This window comes from Pseudomonas sp. TWI628, assembly GCF_039673865.1.
GTDB lineage: Bacteria > Pseudomonadota > Gammaproteobacteria > Pseudomonadales > Pseudomonadaceae > Aquipseudomonas.
On sequence record NZ_JBDJMM010000011.1, the window covers coordinates 79,631 to 98,343 of the forward strand.

The 18,713-nt window shown below is 51.4% G+C and carries 15 protein-coding genes; 4 read left to right on the plus strand and 11 right to left on the minus strand.

Annotated features, from left to right (window positions below; genetic code table 11):
• Positions 1-2: 2 nt before the first annotated feature.
• On the minus strand, positions 3-1,256 hold the full coding sequence (locus ABE528_RS10625; RefSeq protein ID WP_346652899.1) for a site-specific integrase: 1,254 nt from the start codon (positions 1,254-1,256) through the stop codon (positions 3-5).
• 1,246 nt (positions 1,257-2,502) lie between these two features.
• Here ABE528_RS10625 and ABE528_RS10630 point away from each other — a divergent pair.
• A complete protein-coding gene (locus ABE528_RS10630; protein ID WP_346652900.1) occupies positions 2,503-3,750 on the plus strand; it encodes a site-specific integrase in 1,248 nt (415 codons plus the stop codon).
• Positions 3,743-4,993, plus strand: a complete 1,251-nt coding sequence (locus tag ABE528_RS10635) for a hypothetical protein (protein ID WP_346652901.1) — start codon at positions 3,743-3,745, stop codon at positions 4,991-4,993. The genes ABE528_RS10630 and ABE528_RS10635 overlap by 8 nt, the downstream gene beginning before the upstream one ends.
• Before the next feature lie 118 nt (positions 4,994-5,111).
• On the opposite strand, the gene ABE528_RS10640 is transcribed toward ABE528_RS10635, so the two are convergent.
• The 4 genes from ABE528_RS10640 to ABE528_RS10655 all read right to left on the minus strand — a co-directional run bounded on the left by ABE528_RS10640 (position 5,112) and on the right by ABE528_RS10655 (position 11,517).
• Positions 5,112-5,432 carry a hypothetical protein gene (locus ABE528_RS10640; protein ID WP_346652944.1) on the minus strand — a complete coding sequence of 107 codons (321 nt, stop codon included), beginning with the start codon at positions 5,430-5,432 and terminating at the stop codon, positions 5,112-5,114.
• A 1,084-nt stretch (positions 5,433-6,516) separates the two neighbouring features.
• Positions 6,517-7,350, minus strand: a complete 834-nt coding sequence (locus ABE528_RS10645) for a hypothetical protein (RefSeq protein ID WP_346652902.1) — start codon at positions 7,348-7,350, stop codon at positions 6,517-6,519.
• A gap of 49 nt (positions 7,351-7,399) precedes the next feature.
• Entirely contained in the window at positions 7,400-9,403 is a 2,004-nt protein-coding gene (locus ABE528_RS10650) for a UvrD-helicase domain-containing protein (RefSeq protein WP_346652903.1), read from the minus strand.
• A complete protein-coding gene (locus tag ABE528_RS10655; protein ID WP_346652904.1) occupies positions 9,400-11,517 on the minus strand; it encodes an AAA family ATPase in 2,118 nt (705 codons plus the stop codon). The genes ABE528_RS10650 and ABE528_RS10655 overlap by 4 nt, the downstream gene beginning before the upstream one ends.
• A gap of 259 nt (positions 11,518-11,776) precedes the next feature.
• Here ABE528_RS10655 and ABE528_RS10660 point away from each other — a divergent pair, with 259 nt between their 5' ends.
• Positions 11,777-12,091, plus strand: coding sequence for a hypothetical protein (locus ABE528_RS10660; protein WP_346652945.1), 315 nt, complete (start codon positions 11,777-11,779; stop codon positions 12,089-12,091).
• Between the two features lie 68 nt (positions 12,092-12,159).
• Complete coding sequence (locus ABE528_RS10665; RefSeq protein WP_346652905.1) at positions 12,160-13,125, plus strand: LA2681 family HEPN domain-containing protein; 966 nt, start codon at positions 12,160-12,162, stop codon at positions 13,123-13,125.
• 459 nt (positions 13,126-13,584) lie between these two features.
• On the opposite strand, the gene ABE528_RS10670 is transcribed toward ABE528_RS10665, so the two are convergent.
• From ABE528_RS10670 to ABE528_RS10695, 6 genes are all read right to left on the minus strand, one after another.
• Positions 13,585-13,734, minus strand: coding sequence for a hypothetical protein (locus ABE528_RS10670; protein ID WP_346652906.1), 150 nt, complete (start codon positions 13,732-13,734; stop codon positions 13,585-13,587).
• Positions 13,735-13,980: 246 nt separating this feature from the next.
• Complete coding sequence (locus ABE528_RS10675) at positions 13,981-15,096, minus strand: hypothetical protein (RefSeq protein WP_346652907.1); 1,116 nt, start codon at positions 15,094-15,096, stop codon at positions 13,981-13,983.
• A gap of 112 nt (positions 15,097-15,208) precedes the next feature.
• Complete coding sequence (locus ABE528_RS10680) at positions 15,209-16,405, minus strand: phospholipase D-like domain-containing protein (protein WP_346652908.1); 1,197 nt, start codon at positions 16,403-16,405, stop codon at positions 15,209-15,211.
• Between the two features lie 163 nt (positions 16,406-16,568).
• Positions 16,569-17,159 (minus strand): hypothetical protein, encoded by a 591-nt coding sequence (locus tag ABE528_RS10685; protein ID WP_346652909.1) that lies wholly within the window; start codon positions 17,157-17,159, stop codon positions 16,569-16,571.
• Between the two features lie 80 nt (positions 17,160-17,239).
• Positions 17,240-18,049, minus strand: coding sequence for a hypothetical protein (locus ABE528_RS10690; RefSeq protein WP_346652910.1), 810 nt, complete (start codon positions 18,047-18,049; stop codon positions 17,240-17,242).
• Positions 18,050-18,430: 381 nt separating this feature from the next.
• Positions 18,431-18,640, minus strand: a complete 210-nt coding sequence (locus ABE528_RS10695; RefSeq protein ID WP_346652911.1) for a hypothetical protein — start codon at positions 18,638-18,640, stop codon at positions 18,431-18,433.
• Positions 18,641-18,713 lie beyond the last annotated feature (73 nt).

Sequence of the window (18,713 nt, forward strand, 5' to 3'; positions counted from 1 at the left end):
CCTTAACTGTCAAGCCGGCTCCAGACTGCCGAGGTGCGCTGGGCGTTATGGCGGTTAGCCGACTCGGCTAGATAACGACTGGCATAACGGCGTGGCATCGCCGAACTTTCCGACCAACCGCAGATTCGTCGCAGCTCATCAGTGGCGCGCTCGAGGTCATGTCCGCGCTGTTCGACCAGGTAAGCCAAAAAACGGTCGGCGAAGGTGTGGCGGAAATCATGCGCGGATAGTGTAGGCAACAACCCGGGATGAGCCAGCTCAATGGTCAGAAACAGCCGGTCGAGGACGTTAGACAATGCGCGGATCGACAGCGGGCGCCCTCGGTCCGAGATGAACAGATAGCGGTACAGCAATTTCATCGGTTTGCCGTTCCGCAGCGGACGTCGCTCGCTCTGAATGTAGCGTTCGTAGACTTCATATAGCTGTGTGGAGATACCGACAGTCCGCCCGTGGGTTTTCAGTGCAGGCTCTTCAGCGCGCGGGTCGGCTGGGTCATGTTCACGGTCATTGATGCTCACGTAGGCATGCTGAGAACCCTGATTGATATCGGTGGTACAGAGCTTTAGAAGCTCCCCGCGACGGATACCTGCCTCCAAAAGCAATTCAATCATTAGCCAATTGCGCAACTGCATTCGTTCCGGAAAAGGGTTCTCCGCAGAGCCGGGGACAATCAGTGTCCGAATGATCTGGAGTTGCGTGTCTGTCAGGCTGCGGTAACGGGTGCGGTCGGGCCGAACATTGATGATATGGCTCTCAAAGCGCCGCTCAATGACGTCAGCGACATCCGCAAATGCTACCTCGATGTTTGCTAGAGTGGTTGAGCCCTGACGGGCGCGCGGGATGTATCGGCAGACACACCAGGACAGGTATTGCTTCAAGAGCCGCAGGTACTGGTCACGAGTACGTGAATCAATCTGCGGAAAAGAATCTATTTTAGCTGTGCCGATTCGAGCCGCCAGATTATCGGCCTGGCGGCCGCTTTGGAGCCAGATGGCGTAACCATCCAGTAGTGCCAGAATCGCTTCAAAGTGACCGTCCAAGATGGCCTCATCGATATCGAGTTTTCGACTTTCGGCATAGCTGTAGAACGCCTGGATCGCACGCAGGTGCGCTGCGGCAGTGTTGTAGGCACGATGCCTAAGCTTGAGCTGGACGTAGATGAATGGAACGAGGATGGGCAACGGTGCCGTCAGACCATCCTGCACCAGCAGTGGCACGCGCTGACCAGACGAGAAACGACACTGAATCAGCTTCATTGGCAGCCACCTCATGCAAGGACGCGCCATGAACACGAAGTACATGACCCTTTGAGAGAGTGGATCGCAGAACCGGGTTTGTCGAATCAGTTCCTTAAGAGCCTCATGAACATTTCTAACATCGCATATGGTTTAACATAATATGCATTATGCGCAGATTCGTATTTCCCATACGATGCCCAGCCAAGGTACATTTCAAGCGCTCGAACCCTTAAAGGATGTTTTGCCACCAGCTCATCCAAGGATGCCTACCTTCATGTCCCACCATCCATCTGCTGACCAGATCATCGATCTCTACGATCGTCACGCGTCGACCTGGAACACACTACGCGCCAATTGTGACGCTCACGAAATTCTGACCATGCACAAAAACCATCCGATTCGGCTCAAGTCTGCGGATTTCTCTTAATGTTCAAGAAGTTAGCCACTGGCGTGCATGACAACACTGATCATCAGTGCAGGAGCAATTTTGATCATTGTGCTCATGGGGGCTGAAAATTGGATGGATTTGCAGGTGGATCACCAAATTCGATTGGTGAATTCGTGCACAGTCAGAAATGATCATCAAAAGGCTCAGTGTCGGGAAAAAATGATCAAATCTTAAAAATGACCACGGTATTAGACATGCAGCGCGAACCCAGTTTTCCCATGATGACTCAACGAAACTAGACGTTTACGAAATTGAAGGTGGTTCAACGCTATGTCAGTCAAAAAAGATCATCAGCTTGACGTAACATTAGGGGCGCGCGTTTTTTTGACTTTGATCGTCTTGGTGCCTTGGTTTTAGCGCGCTTAACGTTTGGCAATTTAAAGGCGCATCCATGCCCCACCCTGTGGTTCCAGGGTGAGTCTTTACTTAACTCGACTAAATAACCATTTAGTCGAGTTATATGGGTGGTTTGGCTCTAGAGATGGAAGGCTACCCCTTCTGGCGTGCTGATCATTTTCAAATGACGTTGCCGACAGATACTTAGCCTAGCTATATCGTTAATGGGAAAGAGAGGGGTGATCATTTTTATTTTAAAAGTGATCAGATCGGTCTCTAGGTTAGTGATTTGCTGTACGGGGCAGGCCATGTAAGGCTTGACAATACAGTGTTCTTGGAGTGAAGCTTCGTAGAAGCTTCATATTGTGCATTCGATTCAAGGTGATTTTGATGAAGCAGCTCAGTTTGTGTGCCCTACGCTTTGGGGGAGATGCCTCTCCTATTTCCGATAAGTGTCAGAACCGGAAGTGATTGGGACTTATGAAAAATAACTCATGTACGCCTGTCCCTTTGTTTGGTACCTATCGCTGGTTTGTTTCAGTATCAGATGATCTGGATGATTCAACTGTAGTTGCTGTTCAGAAATACCTGGCTGGCTTCGACTCCCGGCTGTGCGCCCTCGATGGGTATGAGGCAGTACGCGACTTCCTGGAATCCTATGCTAGTAATGAGGCAACGTTCAATTCTTACCGCACCCATGCCGAACGATTACTACTCTGGTCGCTGCTGGTTCGTGAGCGACCTTTGCTTGATCTGCGTCGTTCTGATGCAGAAGAGTTTCTTAATTTTTGTATGAGTCCGCCTTCGGGTTGGATCGGGAAAATTGTAAGAAATCGCTATCTGAGCAAGAATGACAGCATAGCTCCCAATCCCGATTGGAGGCCCTTTGCAACATCACGCGAGGCCAACTTCTACAAACTGACTGCCGGAAGCATCGCGCAAATTTTTTCGGTGTGCAGTAGTCTTTATGAATACGCCATTGACGAAGGGGTTTGCACAGTAGTGAATCCATTTCGGGCCATAAAACAAAAATCGAAATTTAAAAATCGCTCAGTACAAGAGTTAACGACCAGGTCACTTACACCTCTTCAATGGGAGTACGTGCTCGAAGCAGCAGAGTCGATGGCGAATTCTGAGCCGGAACGGCATGAACGCTCACTATATATAGCTGCGACAATGTTCTCGATGTATCTCAGGGTTTCAGATCTTTGCGGTCGTGACAATTGGCAACCTTCAATGGGGGATTTTCGTCAGGATCATGAGGGGAACTGGTGGTTCCATGTCATTGGCAAGGGAAATAAAGCGGGGAAAATCGCTGTCAGAGAGGAGTACGTGGAGCTTTACCTCAAGCGATATCGTCTGCACTTAGGGTTGAGCCCCCTGCCCTCGCACAACGAATCTACGCCACTTTTGATGGCGTTTAACGGCAAAGCTGGGCTTTCAACACGTATGGTGCGATTTATCATGCGAGAGGTTTTCGATTTTGCAATCGACCGGATGGTTAGTGAAGGCCGCCATGAGGAAGAAATCCAAAATTTGGGCGTTGCCACCACTCACTGGTTGCGGCATACAGCAGCGACCTTCGATGCACCATTCCGAGATCCGAAAGATTTGCAAGCAGATCTTCGTCATAGCAGTCTTGCCACTACACAAAACATTTATTATAGCAGTCATGATAATCAAAGAGCCTATTCGATTCAGAAGCTCTCAATGAAGGATCGTGGCTGAACTCATGTTGCTTGGAGGTTGGAAAATGGATGTGCCGCCGTTTCCTTGCTTTTTTGGCTTGAAGGATCTTCAAGGCTTGAACACTCATGACCTAGATAAGGAAAACTCTGAAGTCAGGCAGAAATTAGAATGGATTGATGTCAAATGTGCTGCCATCTCTAGTTACTCGCTAGTCAAAGCTTTTTTGCTTGAGCATGCACTGGATAGTCGATACGGCATCTATCGTTCTGCAATTGAAAAGCTTTTGCTGTGGTGTTTGTTAGTCACAGAGAAGCCAATTATAAAGCTCGACGAGCAAGATATTAGGGCGTTCATGGATTTTTGCTTATACCCACCTGATGACTGGGTAGCCAAGCAGCCAGAAAAGCGTTTGAGGCGTGCCTCAAACAAACGCACTTCAAAAGTATTTGTGGTTAATGCATTCTGGAGGCCATTCAGGGCAGGCCCAGTTGGCGAGGAAATTAGTGGAGCAAGGATATCAGGCTATGCTTCTCTAGCCGTAGAACTGGCTGTTATCAATTCATTTTACTTATTTCTTTGCGCGGAGGATATGATTGATATCAATCCCGTTGGCTCATTGCATCGCTCGAAGCACTATTCCGGTCGTGAGGCCGTTCATAATGGTGCCAAGAGCTTTTCTATCAGCGATTGGAATTTGTTTGTTGAGGCAGCTGAAAGCCTAGCGATCAGCGATGGTGAGTTTGAGCGCAGGCTATTTTTGTTGATGAGTATTTATCATCTTTTCTTGCGCCCCGCTGATATTGACCGATTTGGTGCGAATTTGGCTATAAAGTCATTGTTTGAACGTAAAGACGGAACTTATGGCTTAAGGGTTGAAGGATACCCAGAATTGGAGAGGGTCTGCATTTCGAGTGACTATGTTACCCGATGGGTTGCCAGATACAGGGCCTATGTTGGGACTGGCTTGATACCTCTGGATCGTGATCCTACCCCTCTAATTTCCACGCAGAGCGGTAGGCCTGGAGTAAGTAGTCGCCATGCCAACTTGCTTTTTAAGCAGGTATGTTCTGAGGTCATGGTGAAAATTAAGCTGGGTGGAGGAATAGTGTCTGATGACTCATCCTTTCGTCGTGCAACTCTTTCATGGATTAGGGAAACAGGCTTGGTGCAAGCCGCAAAATCAATGTCGTTGACTGAGCTGTATCCCTCAATTCGTGAAACTACTTATGACACTGCGCATGCGCGTTTTTATGCCTGGCAATTTCAGTCTGATTCTGATTAAGGATCGAGAAGCTAATTGTGTCTACCTTGCTAGGAAACCATCTACAGGATCAGCACCTACGATCGGTAGTTGGCTGTGCAGGCTTGTATTATCAGGCCTACTAGACCCACAAGGATGTTCACTGCTGCTCATCGATTGAGTGATACCAGTCAGCGTAGGGCGTGTTGATTGCCTTGTGGCGGTTGTAGTCCGGGCTACCGTCATCCCACCACACCGGGCCCCTCTCCCCTAGTGCCACTTTCGCCAAGTCCACCGATGCTCGAGCGGCATGCAGCTTGTCTTCATCATCCAGTGCTTTGGCTTCCTTCACGGCTCGCCGGGCTTCCATCAAGTCGTGCACCAAGTGCTGACGCTTCTCATCAGGCAGCGCGGGGTTGCTACAGCGCCAGAGCTGACCTTTGACTACGAAGTAGCGACCGTCTGGCGTTGTTGGATGCATAGGGCAGATCTCGCGTGTGGTTACATGACCGACATTCAAAACGCTTCGAAGACTGCCGCTAGATGCCGAGTACATTTGTACTCCTTACGACCAAGCAGTCACATCCGCCCGGGCAGCCACTCGATGGAGGGATCTGAGGCATCTCGTGTTAACCTGATCTGTTATGCAGTTCAGAGCAAGCACGCGAACCTGCGTGCTTCATCAACGCTCACCCCATATGAGCAGAAGCCGACGCAAAAACACCATATGCGGTATCACCACCGCCACTAGTGAGCGATTTGACAAGCAGGTCTGGCATAGGAGCTATCGTCACGCTGTACGCCAGCGGCTCGTCCAAGACCCCGAAAAAGAGTTACCTCACCTCTGTGATTTTTTTGATCCTTGGTCGATGGCTAAGGACGGTAAGCGCTATTGGATACCAAGCATGCGAGCTGAAAAGTTTTTGCGGAAGTAAACCTGGGAACGCCCTCCTAACGCGGAGCTTGATCTAACCCGCACACTCAATCGCCTATTTGTGTGGGTGGCTAACCCTGCTGTAGCCAATGGACGTTCACACATGTCGATGACGACCACTCTCTCAGCAGTGCTTGCGTCAGCACCCTTGGAAAGAACGTAGACATCGAGCTGTTCGTATCCGAACACCCGCCCCTGGCCAAATAGGTCTTCGTAGCACCCACCTACATCTTCAAGCCCTGAATCTGAACGCGTCATCAGCACTCTCATGTGAGAGGCGAACGCCTGCAGCATCTCAATGTGTGAATACGGTGCGTCGGTGAGCCGCTAGCCGCCAACAACAGACGACCATTAGCATGCGCGGGGAATGACAAGTAGCTCTCACCCTTTCGCGCACTAGAGCCAACGCGTTGGTGCAGCCGTGCCAAAACTAAGAAATAGCTTAGATTCCCTAGCCAAACGTGACAAAAACTGTAAAAACTAGGGTAAACCTTAGTAGATCTCGATCTTAAGCAGTGACTTGCCCAGCCGAATGCGTGCGAGGCTCCCCCAGAATTCAACATTTGCTTGGTCGTGGGGAGCCCTTCAAGACCGCAGCTGGAGTCCAGGGCCCAGACGACACAGTACCCACCTACGCTCGCTTGCGAAGGATGCGCTTCGCCGTTGGCTCATTTCTGACGATGAGCAGTTCGGAGTCCAACACTGTGCGCGAAATAAATGCAAGCGTGCGAAGCGTAGGCTGGGCGTCGATTGCCCGCGCGACCTCATCTGGATTGACCGACTTGTGCCCGATCAGGCGCCGACTTCTGCTTTTCCGGAGCGCGTCGACGATCAGCTGGCCAAGTTGGCGAATCCCGCCCTCATCCAGATCCCGGGGGGCTCGTTGATCTCGGTAGTTACTTAGAAGAACACTCATCATGTGGGTTTTCACTTGCGATGGGTTATCCGAACATCGGTAGGCCACAGGATGGCTATTAAACACGACGTAGTGCTCATCATCATCAGGCAGCACGCCGATATCATTAGGGCGGAACCCGAATGAGTTATCAACGATCTGCTTCGACAGGTAATGCGTGTTGAGCTCGGCGCTTAGATAGAACGCAGGGGCTACGTAATAGACTTCGCTGCCCGTGTTTTCGAGCTCCAGTAACAAGTCATGCTGCGCGGAATGCCGTAACGCATGCAGGTGCCAACGGTAGTAGGCCCCCCCCATCAGCGCGTATTCCTTGCAGTTTGTGCGTTCCAAGCGATGGCTCAGCTTAAACTGCAGAAACAGTGGCGATCCGAAAGGAATCTTGACGTCGTAGCCACCACCCGGTTTTCCCTCCTTCTGAAGAGAAGGAAACTCGGGGGCAGCCACTACATGAGCGCCAGGCGCTGTGATCAGCTCGTTGGTGAAGGCGAAGCCATAGGAGAATTCTGACATCTCAGGTTTCATTGTTGCTGCTTCCTTGCTGTTGGTCATTCATGGCAAAGCATCGGGTTTGACTGTCCGCACAAAGGCGGTCGGTGATCTAAGGGGCAGGGGCTGACGCTGCAAGCTCCAAAATCGACCAGCCAGCTTTCTCAAGCGCAGCCCTGCGTTTCACACCAGTAGCGCCCTCCCCCAGTGAACTCTGGCGTATGGCCAAGCACAGCATGTGCGACGGCCGGGTCATCCCGACGTACATCAGCATTATGTCTTTCTTCGCTGTTTCCTGAGGCCTCTTGGTAGCTGCTTTTTTGCCCTCAAGACATGGCATGAGTTTTTGGATGAAGTGGCTGTTCCTGAAGGTCTCCAAGATGATCGTCGCCGCGTGAGTCTTGCCCTTTTCCGAATGAATGGAGGACATCCGGATATCAACGCCAGCGGACACATCCTGGAACCGGTAGGTGTTTACAAGGGATCCCCCTGTTTCTCCGTCTTCGGTGGCAACCGGAGCTGGCTCATAGGCAAGGTATTGGCGGCCCAGGATTTCAGCTGCCACACCCTCAGAATCATAGAGCGCGGCAGCCAGCGCCATGAGTTTCGGTGCGATGATCTTGACCCAGTCCTGCTGAGTGATTTCGGACGGCACAAACAGCATCTGCTGGAGACACTCGCGGTACTGAGCGAAGGCTTCGGGCTTGGTCGTGAACTTCTCATGTACAGCGGCTTGGTGCCGACCTCGTATCTGAACCAGGCTACGAGGGAAAGCCAGCTCACCGAGGTTGATCAGACACGAGGCCAGCAGCTCGACGGCGGAATTGGCCGTGGGTTCCTTCATCGCATAGCGGCGCGCGATATGTGCGCCCTCGGCAAACGTGCGGGGCTTGAACGACGTCTTGGTCGTGTCAGACCGATAGGATGGCCAATAATGCTCCAAGGCTTTCGGGTACTGGTTGGGTTTGAAGTTCTCAAGCCGATGCACGGCGCCGACGGCGAACACTCCCTTCTCGCGGATATCTTCCGGAAGATGTTTCAGCACCAGCTTGCCGAATTCGTCCAGCACTCCGGTTGCATCCTTGTCCGGAAAGACAATGATCGTGTTCGGGATGGTGCTGGATTCCCCTTCAGCCCGCAGCCCTTTCAAGCCATCTGTGATCGGGACATAGGCAAACGGGTTGGCAATCGATGCAATGGCCTGATCAAAGCGGAAGCTGCTGGCGATCTCCAACTGACGCTTTGGGTCAGGGAACGGATCTGACAATGGTGTCTTCCTGTCAAAGATTTCCTGGTTTGGGTCGCCGACGCGAATGACCCGAACATCTGGATCATCGTGAGGAAAGACGCGTTGCAGTATGCCCGCCTGGTCGGGTTGGGTGTCCTGCATCTCATCGATCAACACGCACGGGAAGCGCAGACGCAATGCGCCGCCCACGGCCGGCTCTTGGTCGAGTAATGCGTGGCCCAGCACGAACACTTCATCGAAGCAGAAGTAACCTGCATTGGCAGCGCCGCTCAGCGATTTCACTACACGTTTGTAGGTAGCAGTGTGTGGCGCAAAACCGATGTCATCATCCCCCAGTGGATGATCGAAATCGGCAGACCGGACTCGCAAGCTGTGGAGGCTTTTGTGCTTCATCTCAAAGGCCGTCTTTGCCCCGAAATGCTCGCTATCCGTCAGCTTTCTTCGGCGTGCCTTATGCGTAAGGTCATCATCAATGGCCTGCAGTGCAATCCCTTTCGAGCGCAACCAGGGCGAAGCCAAGAATCGTCCGGTGAAACCATGGATAGTATCGATATAGTGAGGGAAGCGCAGCAGCCGTTGACCTACTTCCGTACCGCCGAGGCGTTTCTCGATCTCTTCCTTGGCCGCGTTGGTGTGTGAAAGCACGCAGATACCCTGCATACGGCTCTTCCAATGGCGAGCCAGGATGGCCAATTTCGCCACGACCAGGGTCGTTTTTCCGCTCCCCGGGCAAGCCGCTACATCGATGGTATCCATGGATTTCAAGAAATCACGACGAGGCTCGTCGAGCGTTTCCAGCCCCATGAGCTTGATGACCCAATCCACATCGGCATCTGTGATGGGGGCAACCAGTTGGCTAAGCGTCATTCGGCGACCTCTTCCAGCGGATTAGCTGAGCCTGCCGGTGCTGCTGGCACCACGAGAGTGTGAACCGGGCTGGAGGTAGTGGTCAGTGCGGCACCACCTGTTGCGTATTCGATCGCGTGGACAACATAAGTGGGCAGCAGCCCCCGCAGAGTCGTGGCGTCCAGGGTACTGGCTTCAAATCGCTCATCGATCAAGTCGATCAGGTGTTGGGCTGCGATGGCTTTAGAGGCTCTTTTGAACAGTTTGTAGATCGCGGAACACCGCGCATCCTCAGTGGCGTAGGTGGTCTGGATCTTGTCGAAGGCTGTCTGCGCTTTCTTCAGCAGCGTGACCTTGGTCTCCTTACCTTCATCGATTTTGTCTTCATTGATGGCCAGGTATGCGGCGTGGTGGACTTCCTTCGAAAGCCCCTTGAACGCTAGGTCGTACTCGAGCGTCCAGTGATCCGCCACGAACGTGCGCACGCATTGTCCATCACTCTCTGCACGCTTCTCGCGGTGCTCCTTGAGGCCTTTTTCAAGGTCAGGCGCGGTGGCACCGAAGTCCTTCATCGCGCGCCAGTGTCGATCGGCTTTGGCTGGCCATACAGCCCCTTTTACTCCCTTTAGGCTCAGAATCTCGGGGGCACAATCCGGCATCACGTCCATGTCAGTAATGCAGGCGGTAGGCACGGATATCTCGCCCTTGGAGGTGTCTTTTCGCTGCAGGATTTTCGAGTACCGCCGCAAACCAACACCGCCCACGTTGATGATCGATACGCCATGCTTGGTGAGATCTTTGCCAAGTCGCCGAGCAAGTGAAGGCAGCAGAATGGCTTCGGCATCGCCTTCTACGACCAGCAACCCCTTGGCGAAGAAAAGCCCCGCTTTGGTCACATCTAGGAAACGGCTGAGGAAGCGATAGTCGTCGGGAGCAAGGCAGGTTTGCTCTTCGGCAAGGGAGAACGCCTGCTGCCGCTGCATCAGAACCAGGTTCTGCAACGGAATCTTCGAACTCAGGTTGGGGCTGTGCGTGGTCAATATGACTTGAACCGGCCTCAAGCCTGTAGCTGGCTGAGCTGCAGCCTCAAGAAACTCCATCAACTGGAGCTGGCGCTGAGGATGTAGGTGCGCTTCCGGCTCTTCGATAAGGAGCAACGGAAGTCCGTCGGGCTCTTTACCGAGCAGCAGTAGCTCACAGGCCATGAATAGCACGTTGTTTGAGCCCAGCCCATAAACGCCGCGGGCTTCACCTGTTGCGTGATCCAACAGCCCCAGCTCCAAACGCTCCAGGATCTGTTTGAGTTTGGCGGGATCCGTTCCCGCCTCCCCGAAACCAATGCGACTTGTCAGTGGCTGGCCAGCAAGGGAGAGTGGACGCAGGTAGGTCTCGTTGATTTCCTTCTGCGCGGAGACGATGGCGCCGTGGCTGTTCACCAGGTGGCGAAGATAGTCACCTATGCCTGCAATGCTGAGGGCTTCCGCGTCAGCAAGGTCAGCTGGAAGCGCCGCAGGATCAAAGGCGCTGCCGGCGTCAATATTCGGGAAACTACTGAGCACTTGAGACAGGCGGGAGTTTCTGCCCGGCGACATCTCTCGTTCTGCATCGCGCAGCGGTTTCAGGTACGCGGTGGCCAGTAGTTGCCGTACACCCACGTCCAAAGATGGGCCTTCTCCGTTTTCACCCGAGCGAACCGAGATGTCGACCCATTTACGGGTGGAGGCAGAGGCAACGATTCGGCGAGCCGACCAGTGAACGTATAGCCTCCCAACGCCACCCTTGTAGGTCACGTACTCAGCGAAAGCGCCGAGTTCCGCGGGGCTCAGTCCTTCCAGCGTACACCTGAGGGTGATGGCTTCCGCCTGGGTGCCATCGTTGGCGATGTGAAAGTCCTCGATCTGTAGCCTGAGATACTCAGCATCACGTGTCTGCAGAACGTAGCGAATCGCATCGATGACTGCGGTTTTACCCGCATCGTTTTCACCTACGAGGGCAGTCACCCCTTCGTTGAACTGGATGTTCAACGCATGACCGCCTTGGCCGAACTGGCGGAAGTTTTCGATTTTCAAAGCCGAAAGATACACAGCGCTGCCCTCACCTGATTCAGTGGCAGGGAGAGGGTTGCTGAGCGTCAACCTGGCCGACACCATCCCTCCCTGGATGTGCTAGCTATATGCCATGAAAAATCCACTGGGGCTAGACGATTCGGCCGGTTCCTACCGGGGGCTTGGTCATTCGGCACACCCGTGTGGTGGTGTAGCCGTCGCGGGCATCAATTCAGCCCAAATTGATGGCCGCGTAGCCCGCCCAAGACGCCAAGTTTCATTTACCATGCTGTCGGCCCAGGCCGGGCGCGAACAGGCCGAAAGCCCCAATATGCACAGGTATTTTCGTTTGGCAGCAAACCCACTAACAGCCCGCGAGACCTATCAAATCCTGCGAGATATTGCGCTAGGGGGTCGCACGATGCGCCGCATTGGCAAGCAGTCGTGGGCTGAGATCTACTGTGGCTTGATGACTGTCGAGGCCGATGGCTGGGTGCTCACGTTCTACAACGATTGCGACGCCCTCGATTACTGCGACAGCTGCTACAGCCCTGATGGCCGCGCGTACGTTTTCAATTCATCGCAGTCGTACAGCACTGACCCTGTAGAGTTATTGAGCAATTGGGAGCATGCGCAGCTTGAAAAGCTGTTGAGTGCCTCATAGCCGGCCAGGAGAGAGCTGCACGGGTTTGACTTAGTAGACGGTCGGCTAAGGCAGCTAAAATAAGTGGCGTGGGCCGTGATGGCGCGACCTATCCTGAAGCGATCGAGTTTTTCAAATGGCACCATGACAGGCTGGCAGAGTCCGTCGACGACGATGGTGACGCAGAGCTGTTAGAGCACAGTCTTGGCTCATCGAAGGAGGAAAGGCGTTACAGGCGATGGTGCCTTGAGGAAGAGTTGTTCCTTAATCCCATGAACGACCTAGGAGCTTTCCCCGCCGCCGCTCAAGACGTCCTGAGGTTACCCGGTCATGATGTCAAGGCTGGAATCACTTACCTCGGCTTTTACAACCAGCTGAAGCAGGAGTACGGGTTCGCCCGTCATTGTCTTTATTTGGGGGAGCACGCCAAACCCGGTCATGTGGCGGACAGGGGCATGTCACTCGCTTTCAATTGCGATTACGCGCTCTATGGCATGGGTCTAGAGCAGATCAAGACGGCCTATCGCAGCGCCTATTCGTTACTGGATAAGCTTGCCTACTTTATCAACGCCTACTGGAAGCTGGGCATACCCGAGAAGGCGGTAGGCTTCAGGACTGTATGGTTCAAATCGGACAAAAATGGCCGCTTACTCCAGCCGCGGGTTGTGCGTGATGAATTCATATCCACGCGAAATCTTCCCCTTCGCGCGCTGTATTGGGTATCCCAGGACATCTACTCCAAGGAGCTAAAGGATGTAGCTCGACCTGATGCTCAGGCGCTTGATGAATTGAGAAACCACCTTGAGCACAAGTACGCCAAAATCGTGGATTCCTGCCATTGGATTGGCGAGCCTTCACGGCTCTGGAGTGATCACTTAGCATTTGTGCTCGATAGAGATGACCTCTACGCGATGAGCCTGTTGATGCTGAAGCTGTCCAGGGCCGCGCTTATCTATCTGTGCCTGGCAATGCACTTTGAGGAATCGCAGCATAAGCCCGAGGGCCCAGTTGGGGAGTTGCCAGTGGAGGACTATCCGGACGACCTCAAAACCTGAGGCTGGCGGCGACTGCACCGTCATCCAATTTGGGTGAACCAGCCGACAAAGAGAAATTTTGAGTTTGCTGGCCGCGGGCTTACCTCGTCCATTAGGTCACAGGACATTAGGGATGCGTCCAGTCGCACGCAGCGGGGATGGCTCCCCCTGCTTCGCGACCAGCTGACGCAGTGAGATCTACAGTGCTCACTCGATCCGATGCGGGTATGCTACGTGGGCTGCTAGCTGAGGCTGGGACATCAAAACGCTCATGGAATACGTAGGCTGGAACGACATGAAATCAGCCCTTCGCTATGTAGAGCCGGCGCAGCAGTTTGGTGGCCTAATCAGGAAGCTGGAGGGATGAGTCGGAGCGGCCTCTATCAGGAGCGGTATGCGGCTCTCGAGGACGCGATACAGAGGCGATCAACCAGCCTGACGAGGCCATAGCAACAAAGCACCCTGCGAAGACGGGGTCGACTAAACCTCGACGACCGCGAAGCTCAACCAAGGCATAAAGATGATGTAGAGGGTTGGCAGCCAAAAGCCCCAGAAAAGGATGGTGCCGATGCGGGCCAAGCCTGCTGCTTCGCCGTAATAGCCCGGTGAAACCTTGGTTCTTTTTGCCATATGCATTCCCTGCATCCTATCGCAAGATGCAACATTCCGTTGTGCGTCGTGACGACAGGATGTGCGGGGCGGCCACTGCAAAACTGGATATGCCGGTTGGGCGCTACCTTCTGAGTGGGGCAGTATCGAACTCCCTTTGAATTCGATTCTGCGAGGTGGTGGATGGGAGAGCGGTTGGCGTAAGCTCACGTCCCTCCCGCTCGGGTGTAGGCTCAGGCCGTTTAAGATAAATTTCTCGTTCAAGGCTCAATCAGGCTTGCCCGGGTGGGCTGAAGTTACCCGTCTTTTATCATTCTCACTTCGGATGCTGAATCCAAGTCTTCTAATGATTTCTGGTTCACGTGCAGGGATGCGATCAATCTTCTCCAACTCTCTGATTCTTGTTTTGCTGTCTAGTTTGCTGCATATGGCTCTCCTCGCGCTGTCGAATAGAGAGAGATCATAATCTTCAAGGTACTTTCTTTCGTGAAAATTCCAGTAGTCACTCTCGAGGCACGTTAGCTTTTCGGCGGGCCAGCTATTGAATACGGTAGGTGACAACCACCAGTGGCCGTCATTTATCATACACGCCTCAATAAAGTTCAGCGCTTTGATGTCTGAGCAGACTTTGGAGTACAGGGCGTTCAAGTGAATGTCTTTCGTAACCACTATAAGTGTAGAGTGTTCTCTTCCAGGAATCACAAACACAAATGTATCAAAATAATCGCCATCCTCGTGAAGGCAAAACCTTTTTTGAAGTGCTACTGGGCAATCGAAAGTCAGTCGACGTATGATCACTGAAGCATCAATACCGTAATTTTGTGAATAAGGTTCCAGAATGATACTATCCCCCTCTGGTAATGGCTCATTTGCAGTTTCATAGCCGTCAATAAGATCATATGCGAGAGCTAAGCTGAGGTCGGCACTCAAAAGCTTGGCCTTCTCATGCTCGGGATTGAAGTTTTCATGGTCACCTGCATGCCTTGCACTTTCGCGATAAATTGTGTCTTCGAATATAAAGCTTGCGAAAGATCTGTACAACTGAAGGAAAAAGTCCCCTATCGTGATCAGACCCCTTGTATCTAAGGCGTTGAAGATAGCGTCATGCTTCAGGCAAAATCCTTTGAATGTGGTTGCTTGCTTTACTCCATTTTTTTTGAATTTGATTTCTTTATAAAATCCATTATCGTCCCGGATGAATTCGGGTGATATTAATTCGCCATTATTCGATATGAATCTTAAAGAATTTTCCTTTGAAATGGCATGCGAGTTTATCGCTTGCATTGCACAATCAGGGTACATGCAAATATGCTTTGCCTTTTTTGAACTAAGTGCTTGTAGCATGTTGTGAAATTTCGTAGTCATATCTAAAGATCGCTTCATGCAAGCTTTCCTTGGTGTGCTGGACTGATAATTTCTTAGAATTTAACTGTGCTTGTAGAGAATGACGTTTCGCGCCCCTCGCATGCTGGGGGTTAGCCGGATTTTCAGTGGTTTACTCCTCGAGCCAATATACATAGTTGAATAACGCATCAACCTCAGACAAGTTATCCAGCTTTAATTGGGACTGAACCTCTTTCGTATCTCGGCAAAACTGCTCATATAGCTGAGGGGTTACGTTGGTCTTCAAAGGTCGGAGAGGATATTGATCATAGCCAGCTATAATCAAGCCGCTTACCGCATTCTGATTCATCACAGCATATGTTTTGTTGTCTAGAGCGTGAAGAATCTCCGTCAGGACATTAATGCCTGCTCGATTTATGTCCTCGAAGTAACTGTGCATGAGCTTGAATGCTTGGCTGGGTGTTGCGCGACTCATCTTCAACACATCCGCGAGAGCGCTGACAAAGAGTCTTGATTTTTTCGAGATGATACGCTTTCCTCGATGCAATCCCCCTGAATGGAAGCACCCGATCAAGCTTTCGTATGCCATGAGGAAATCATCTCGGTCAACCTTGCCTAACCCAGCCATTTCTTTAATTCGCGTCCTCGCTACTAACCGACTTTTCGTCCTGTGAGCCTGCTGAGCCGTAAACCCATATTGGGTATTATCAGCTTTCATGTCGGCAAGCCGGTCTGCCAACACCTCTAAACTTTGAAAGTCACCTCTGCTGATTTTTTCCGCGCGTCGGCTTGCCATCTTCCTCCAGGCTTCATGAATGGCATGACGTTTTGCATAACCGTCGATAAGCGGCTTTGTCGCACGAGTGAGTTCACCCTCCTCAATCAGATAGTCAAAATGGTTCTGGATTGACGCCATCAAAACACCATTTTGATCGTTGACGATGACTGATACCTCGTAATTGTTAGAAAAACCACCGGCAGTCAGATTTGCTGAGCCGACAATTGCGCGGTGACCTTCTGCCTCTCTCACTGCGTACACTTTTGGATGAAAAGTGCACTCCGTCGAGCTCAGGTACAGTTCCAGTTTTCCTATAGAATTCTTCTGAAGCTTGAACAGGTCATACAGTATTTCGGGGTCGGTCACGTACAGACTGAGGCCAATCGCTATTCGTGCAGTCATTCCTCGATCAATTGCTTTTTGAAGAATCTGTAGAATCTCGCCACCTGCGGAAGATTTCGCAAACGCAACCATACACTCTAAGTGCTCAGCACTAGCAAGTAGCCCACCTACTTCCTCGCCATGATCTGTTTCACACCCATTCACGAGCAGCTTAACTTTTTGTGCCAATTCGTCGCCCCTCTATTGCAAGTAGGAAATAGTTGCTCAGGTAGATCACTAATGCAACATGTACTTGGCTCGGACTTTAGCGGAATCGTGTTTTTGCATCAGCACAGGATTGGTCAGCCCTGCTAAGCGCCAAAACTCGATTCGCTACTAAATACCTGCAAACTCACAAAACAGATGCTGGATCCTTTATATAATTCCCTAGAAAGTTAACAGCTTGCGCTAGGTACTCATTCTGAGAAGCAAGGATACCAAGCTCTCGCTCTAAAGCTTCTATTGCCACCACTGAAAAACCCAGCATGCCGACTTCCAATGGAGCTATGCCTTTTTTCTTAGCCTGGGGAGAATTGGTGGTCATTAAAACAAATGCTTCGTGATGCTTTGCCCGTCTTACAGCCCAGTGAGCGAAGTGGTGCCGAAGATCACGATGCATTTTCAATGCCTTTGCCGTTCTACCCAAGCCATCACTTACGGCTGGAAGTCCACTTAATGACGCGGACTCAGAGCCCAAATGTTTGACAACATCCGTATCATTCAAACCGCCTGAAAAATTGCTTTCACCCTTGCCATTTATTTGCCGTAGATAATTGATCGCTCTGCGCGAGTTAAAATCCGCCCAACAATACTGCTGGACAAACCGCCCAACTAATCTTTCATCCTTAGGCATGAGAGGCTCAGTATTTTCAATAAATTCGTCGTCACCCCCGAGTTCCTTGACGACATCTTCCAGCCATGCATCCTCACCTACTGAACTCATCTACTCCCTTCCTCATCTCAATTATTGAAATTCGCATTTCTAAAAAAGCGTAAATACGATAGTCGTTCCTTTCATAGTATTTACCCTTGAGTAGGCGGTGCAGGCAAGACTTTAGCTTTAGGGCGGCGCCTTCTGCGCTTTCGTCTTGACGAACCAGAATGGATGGAGGCTTTTGTCGCAGCATCAGTAGAGGCTCGCGTGATAAGCCTGTGGGCTCCAAAAGCAAGCAACAAGGAAAAGACGATTACAAAAACAAGAAATTTGTAAAGCTCGTTATAGTCATAAAAGTGCTTATACCAACCACCGAGAGGAACAGTGGACTCCACATCTACGGCGCCGTCCGAGTGCCTTACAAAGGCTTTATCCCATCGTGAGTAATAATAACTAGACGCCCAAAAATAAACCACTTTCTCAGAGCGCGGAGCTATCTCCCCAAGCTCAATCGAATCTTTTTCCTTTACAACAAGCGGCTGCCCTTCTTCATCAACCAAAGCTACTCCATCTAATGAATTCACCAAGGCGACCTTTAGCGCACTCTTATCTCCAGCATTCTCAATTTTATAGATTAGAAAATTTTTAGCGCTATTATTTAAGCTGTACTTTATATCGAACCTCTGCTGCCTTAGGAGTTCGGCCGCAGGCTTAGCTTCTTTAATGCTGAGGCCATGCTTCTTCAGTTGACCACTAAGAACCAAATTCGCGGCAATCTCATCAACATCGAGCAATGGTGCATCAATAAATTTCTGAACGCTCGGGTAATTCTTATAAATCCCAGATTCAACGTTAGCACGCAGTTTTATAACCGGAGCTGTTACCCACTGATAGACCCCAATCAGTGACACGGCAAGTCCGAAAACGAGACCCAATGTACCTAGTGAATTTTTTAACACCCCAACCTCCCTGAAAGGCAACCTCGAATTTTCCTCTAAGCTGAAACACTTGAAACATCACACAACGCTACTGCAAAAAACTGGTGCGCGGGCAGCCACACGAATGGTGGCCTTATGATAACTACCATTGCATCATTCGCAACATGTTTTAATTATATTCGGACGCTATCGATCACGCCCAAGCAAAAATAGCAACGCGAATTCCCGCTCATGCCATGAAAGGTAGCGTGGACTAAGCTCTTCTGCCAATTTTCTGGCGCCGGTGAATGACAAGCTTGGATACTAGTAAGTGAGAAGCTTGCTTGGTAACCCACTCACACAGTGGTAGCTGCTATAGCCCGCCTCGTGGGGGACAAGCGACACCGCGTTTGGCAGCTATTACTAGTGGCTTGTCTCGGATGGGCAGCCTAATGCTTGCAGCTGATAGTCAGTAATGGCCTGAAACCTATGCTCAGCCAAAAGCCGCAGGCGCTCGAGCTCCGCCCCGCCGACACCGTCGGCTTGCGCCTGGTGATACCGCTTCATAGCCTCTACAGCATTGGTGTACATCGGATGATCAGGAAGTAAAACGCTGCTGAGATTCTTCCCCATCGTAGTAACTCCATGTCAGGTTCTGCGGTACCGGTTTCAACTCTGTCGCGGAGGTGAAATCTCACTGAGGATA

Excerpts from the sequence above, each read along its gene's own strand:
- ABE528_RS10695 (WP_346652911.1), bottom strand. The coding sequence starts at position 18,640 with ATGGGGAAGAATCTCAGCAGCGTTTTACTTCCTGATCATCCGATGTAC.
- ABE528_RS10675 (WP_346652907.1), bottom strand. The coding sequence starts at position 15,096 with ATGAAGCGATCTTTAGATATGACTACGAAATTTCACAACATGCTACAA.
- ABE528_RS10650 (WP_346652903.1), bottom strand. The coding sequence starts at position 9,403 with ATGACGCTTAGCCAACTGGTTGCCCCCATCACAGATGCCGATGTGGAT.
- ABE528_RS10630 (WP_346652900.1), top strand. The coding sequence starts at position 2,503 with ATGAAAAATAACTCATGTACGCCTGTCCCTTTGTTTGGTACCTATCGC.
- ABE528_RS10625 (WP_346652899.1), bottom strand. The coding sequence starts at position 1,256 with ATGAAGCTGATTCAGTGTCGTTTCTCGTCTGGTCAGCGCGTGCCACTG.
- ABE528_RS10645 (WP_346652902.1), bottom strand. The coding sequence starts at position 7,350 with ATGACCAACAGCAAGGAAGCAGCAACAATGAAACCTGAGATGTCAGAA.
- ABE528_RS10640 (WP_346652944.1), bottom strand. The coding sequence starts at position 5,432 with ATGCATCCAACAACGCCAGACGGTCGCTACTTCGTAGTCAAAGGTCAG.
- ABE528_RS10685 (WP_346652909.1), bottom strand. The coding sequence starts at position 17,159 with ATGAGTTCAGTAGGTGAGGATGCATGGCTGGAAGATGTCGTCAAGGAA.
- ABE528_RS10670 (WP_346652906.1), bottom strand. The coding sequence starts at position 13,734 with ATGGCAAAAAGAACCAAGGTTTCACCGGGCTATTACGGCGAAGCAGCA.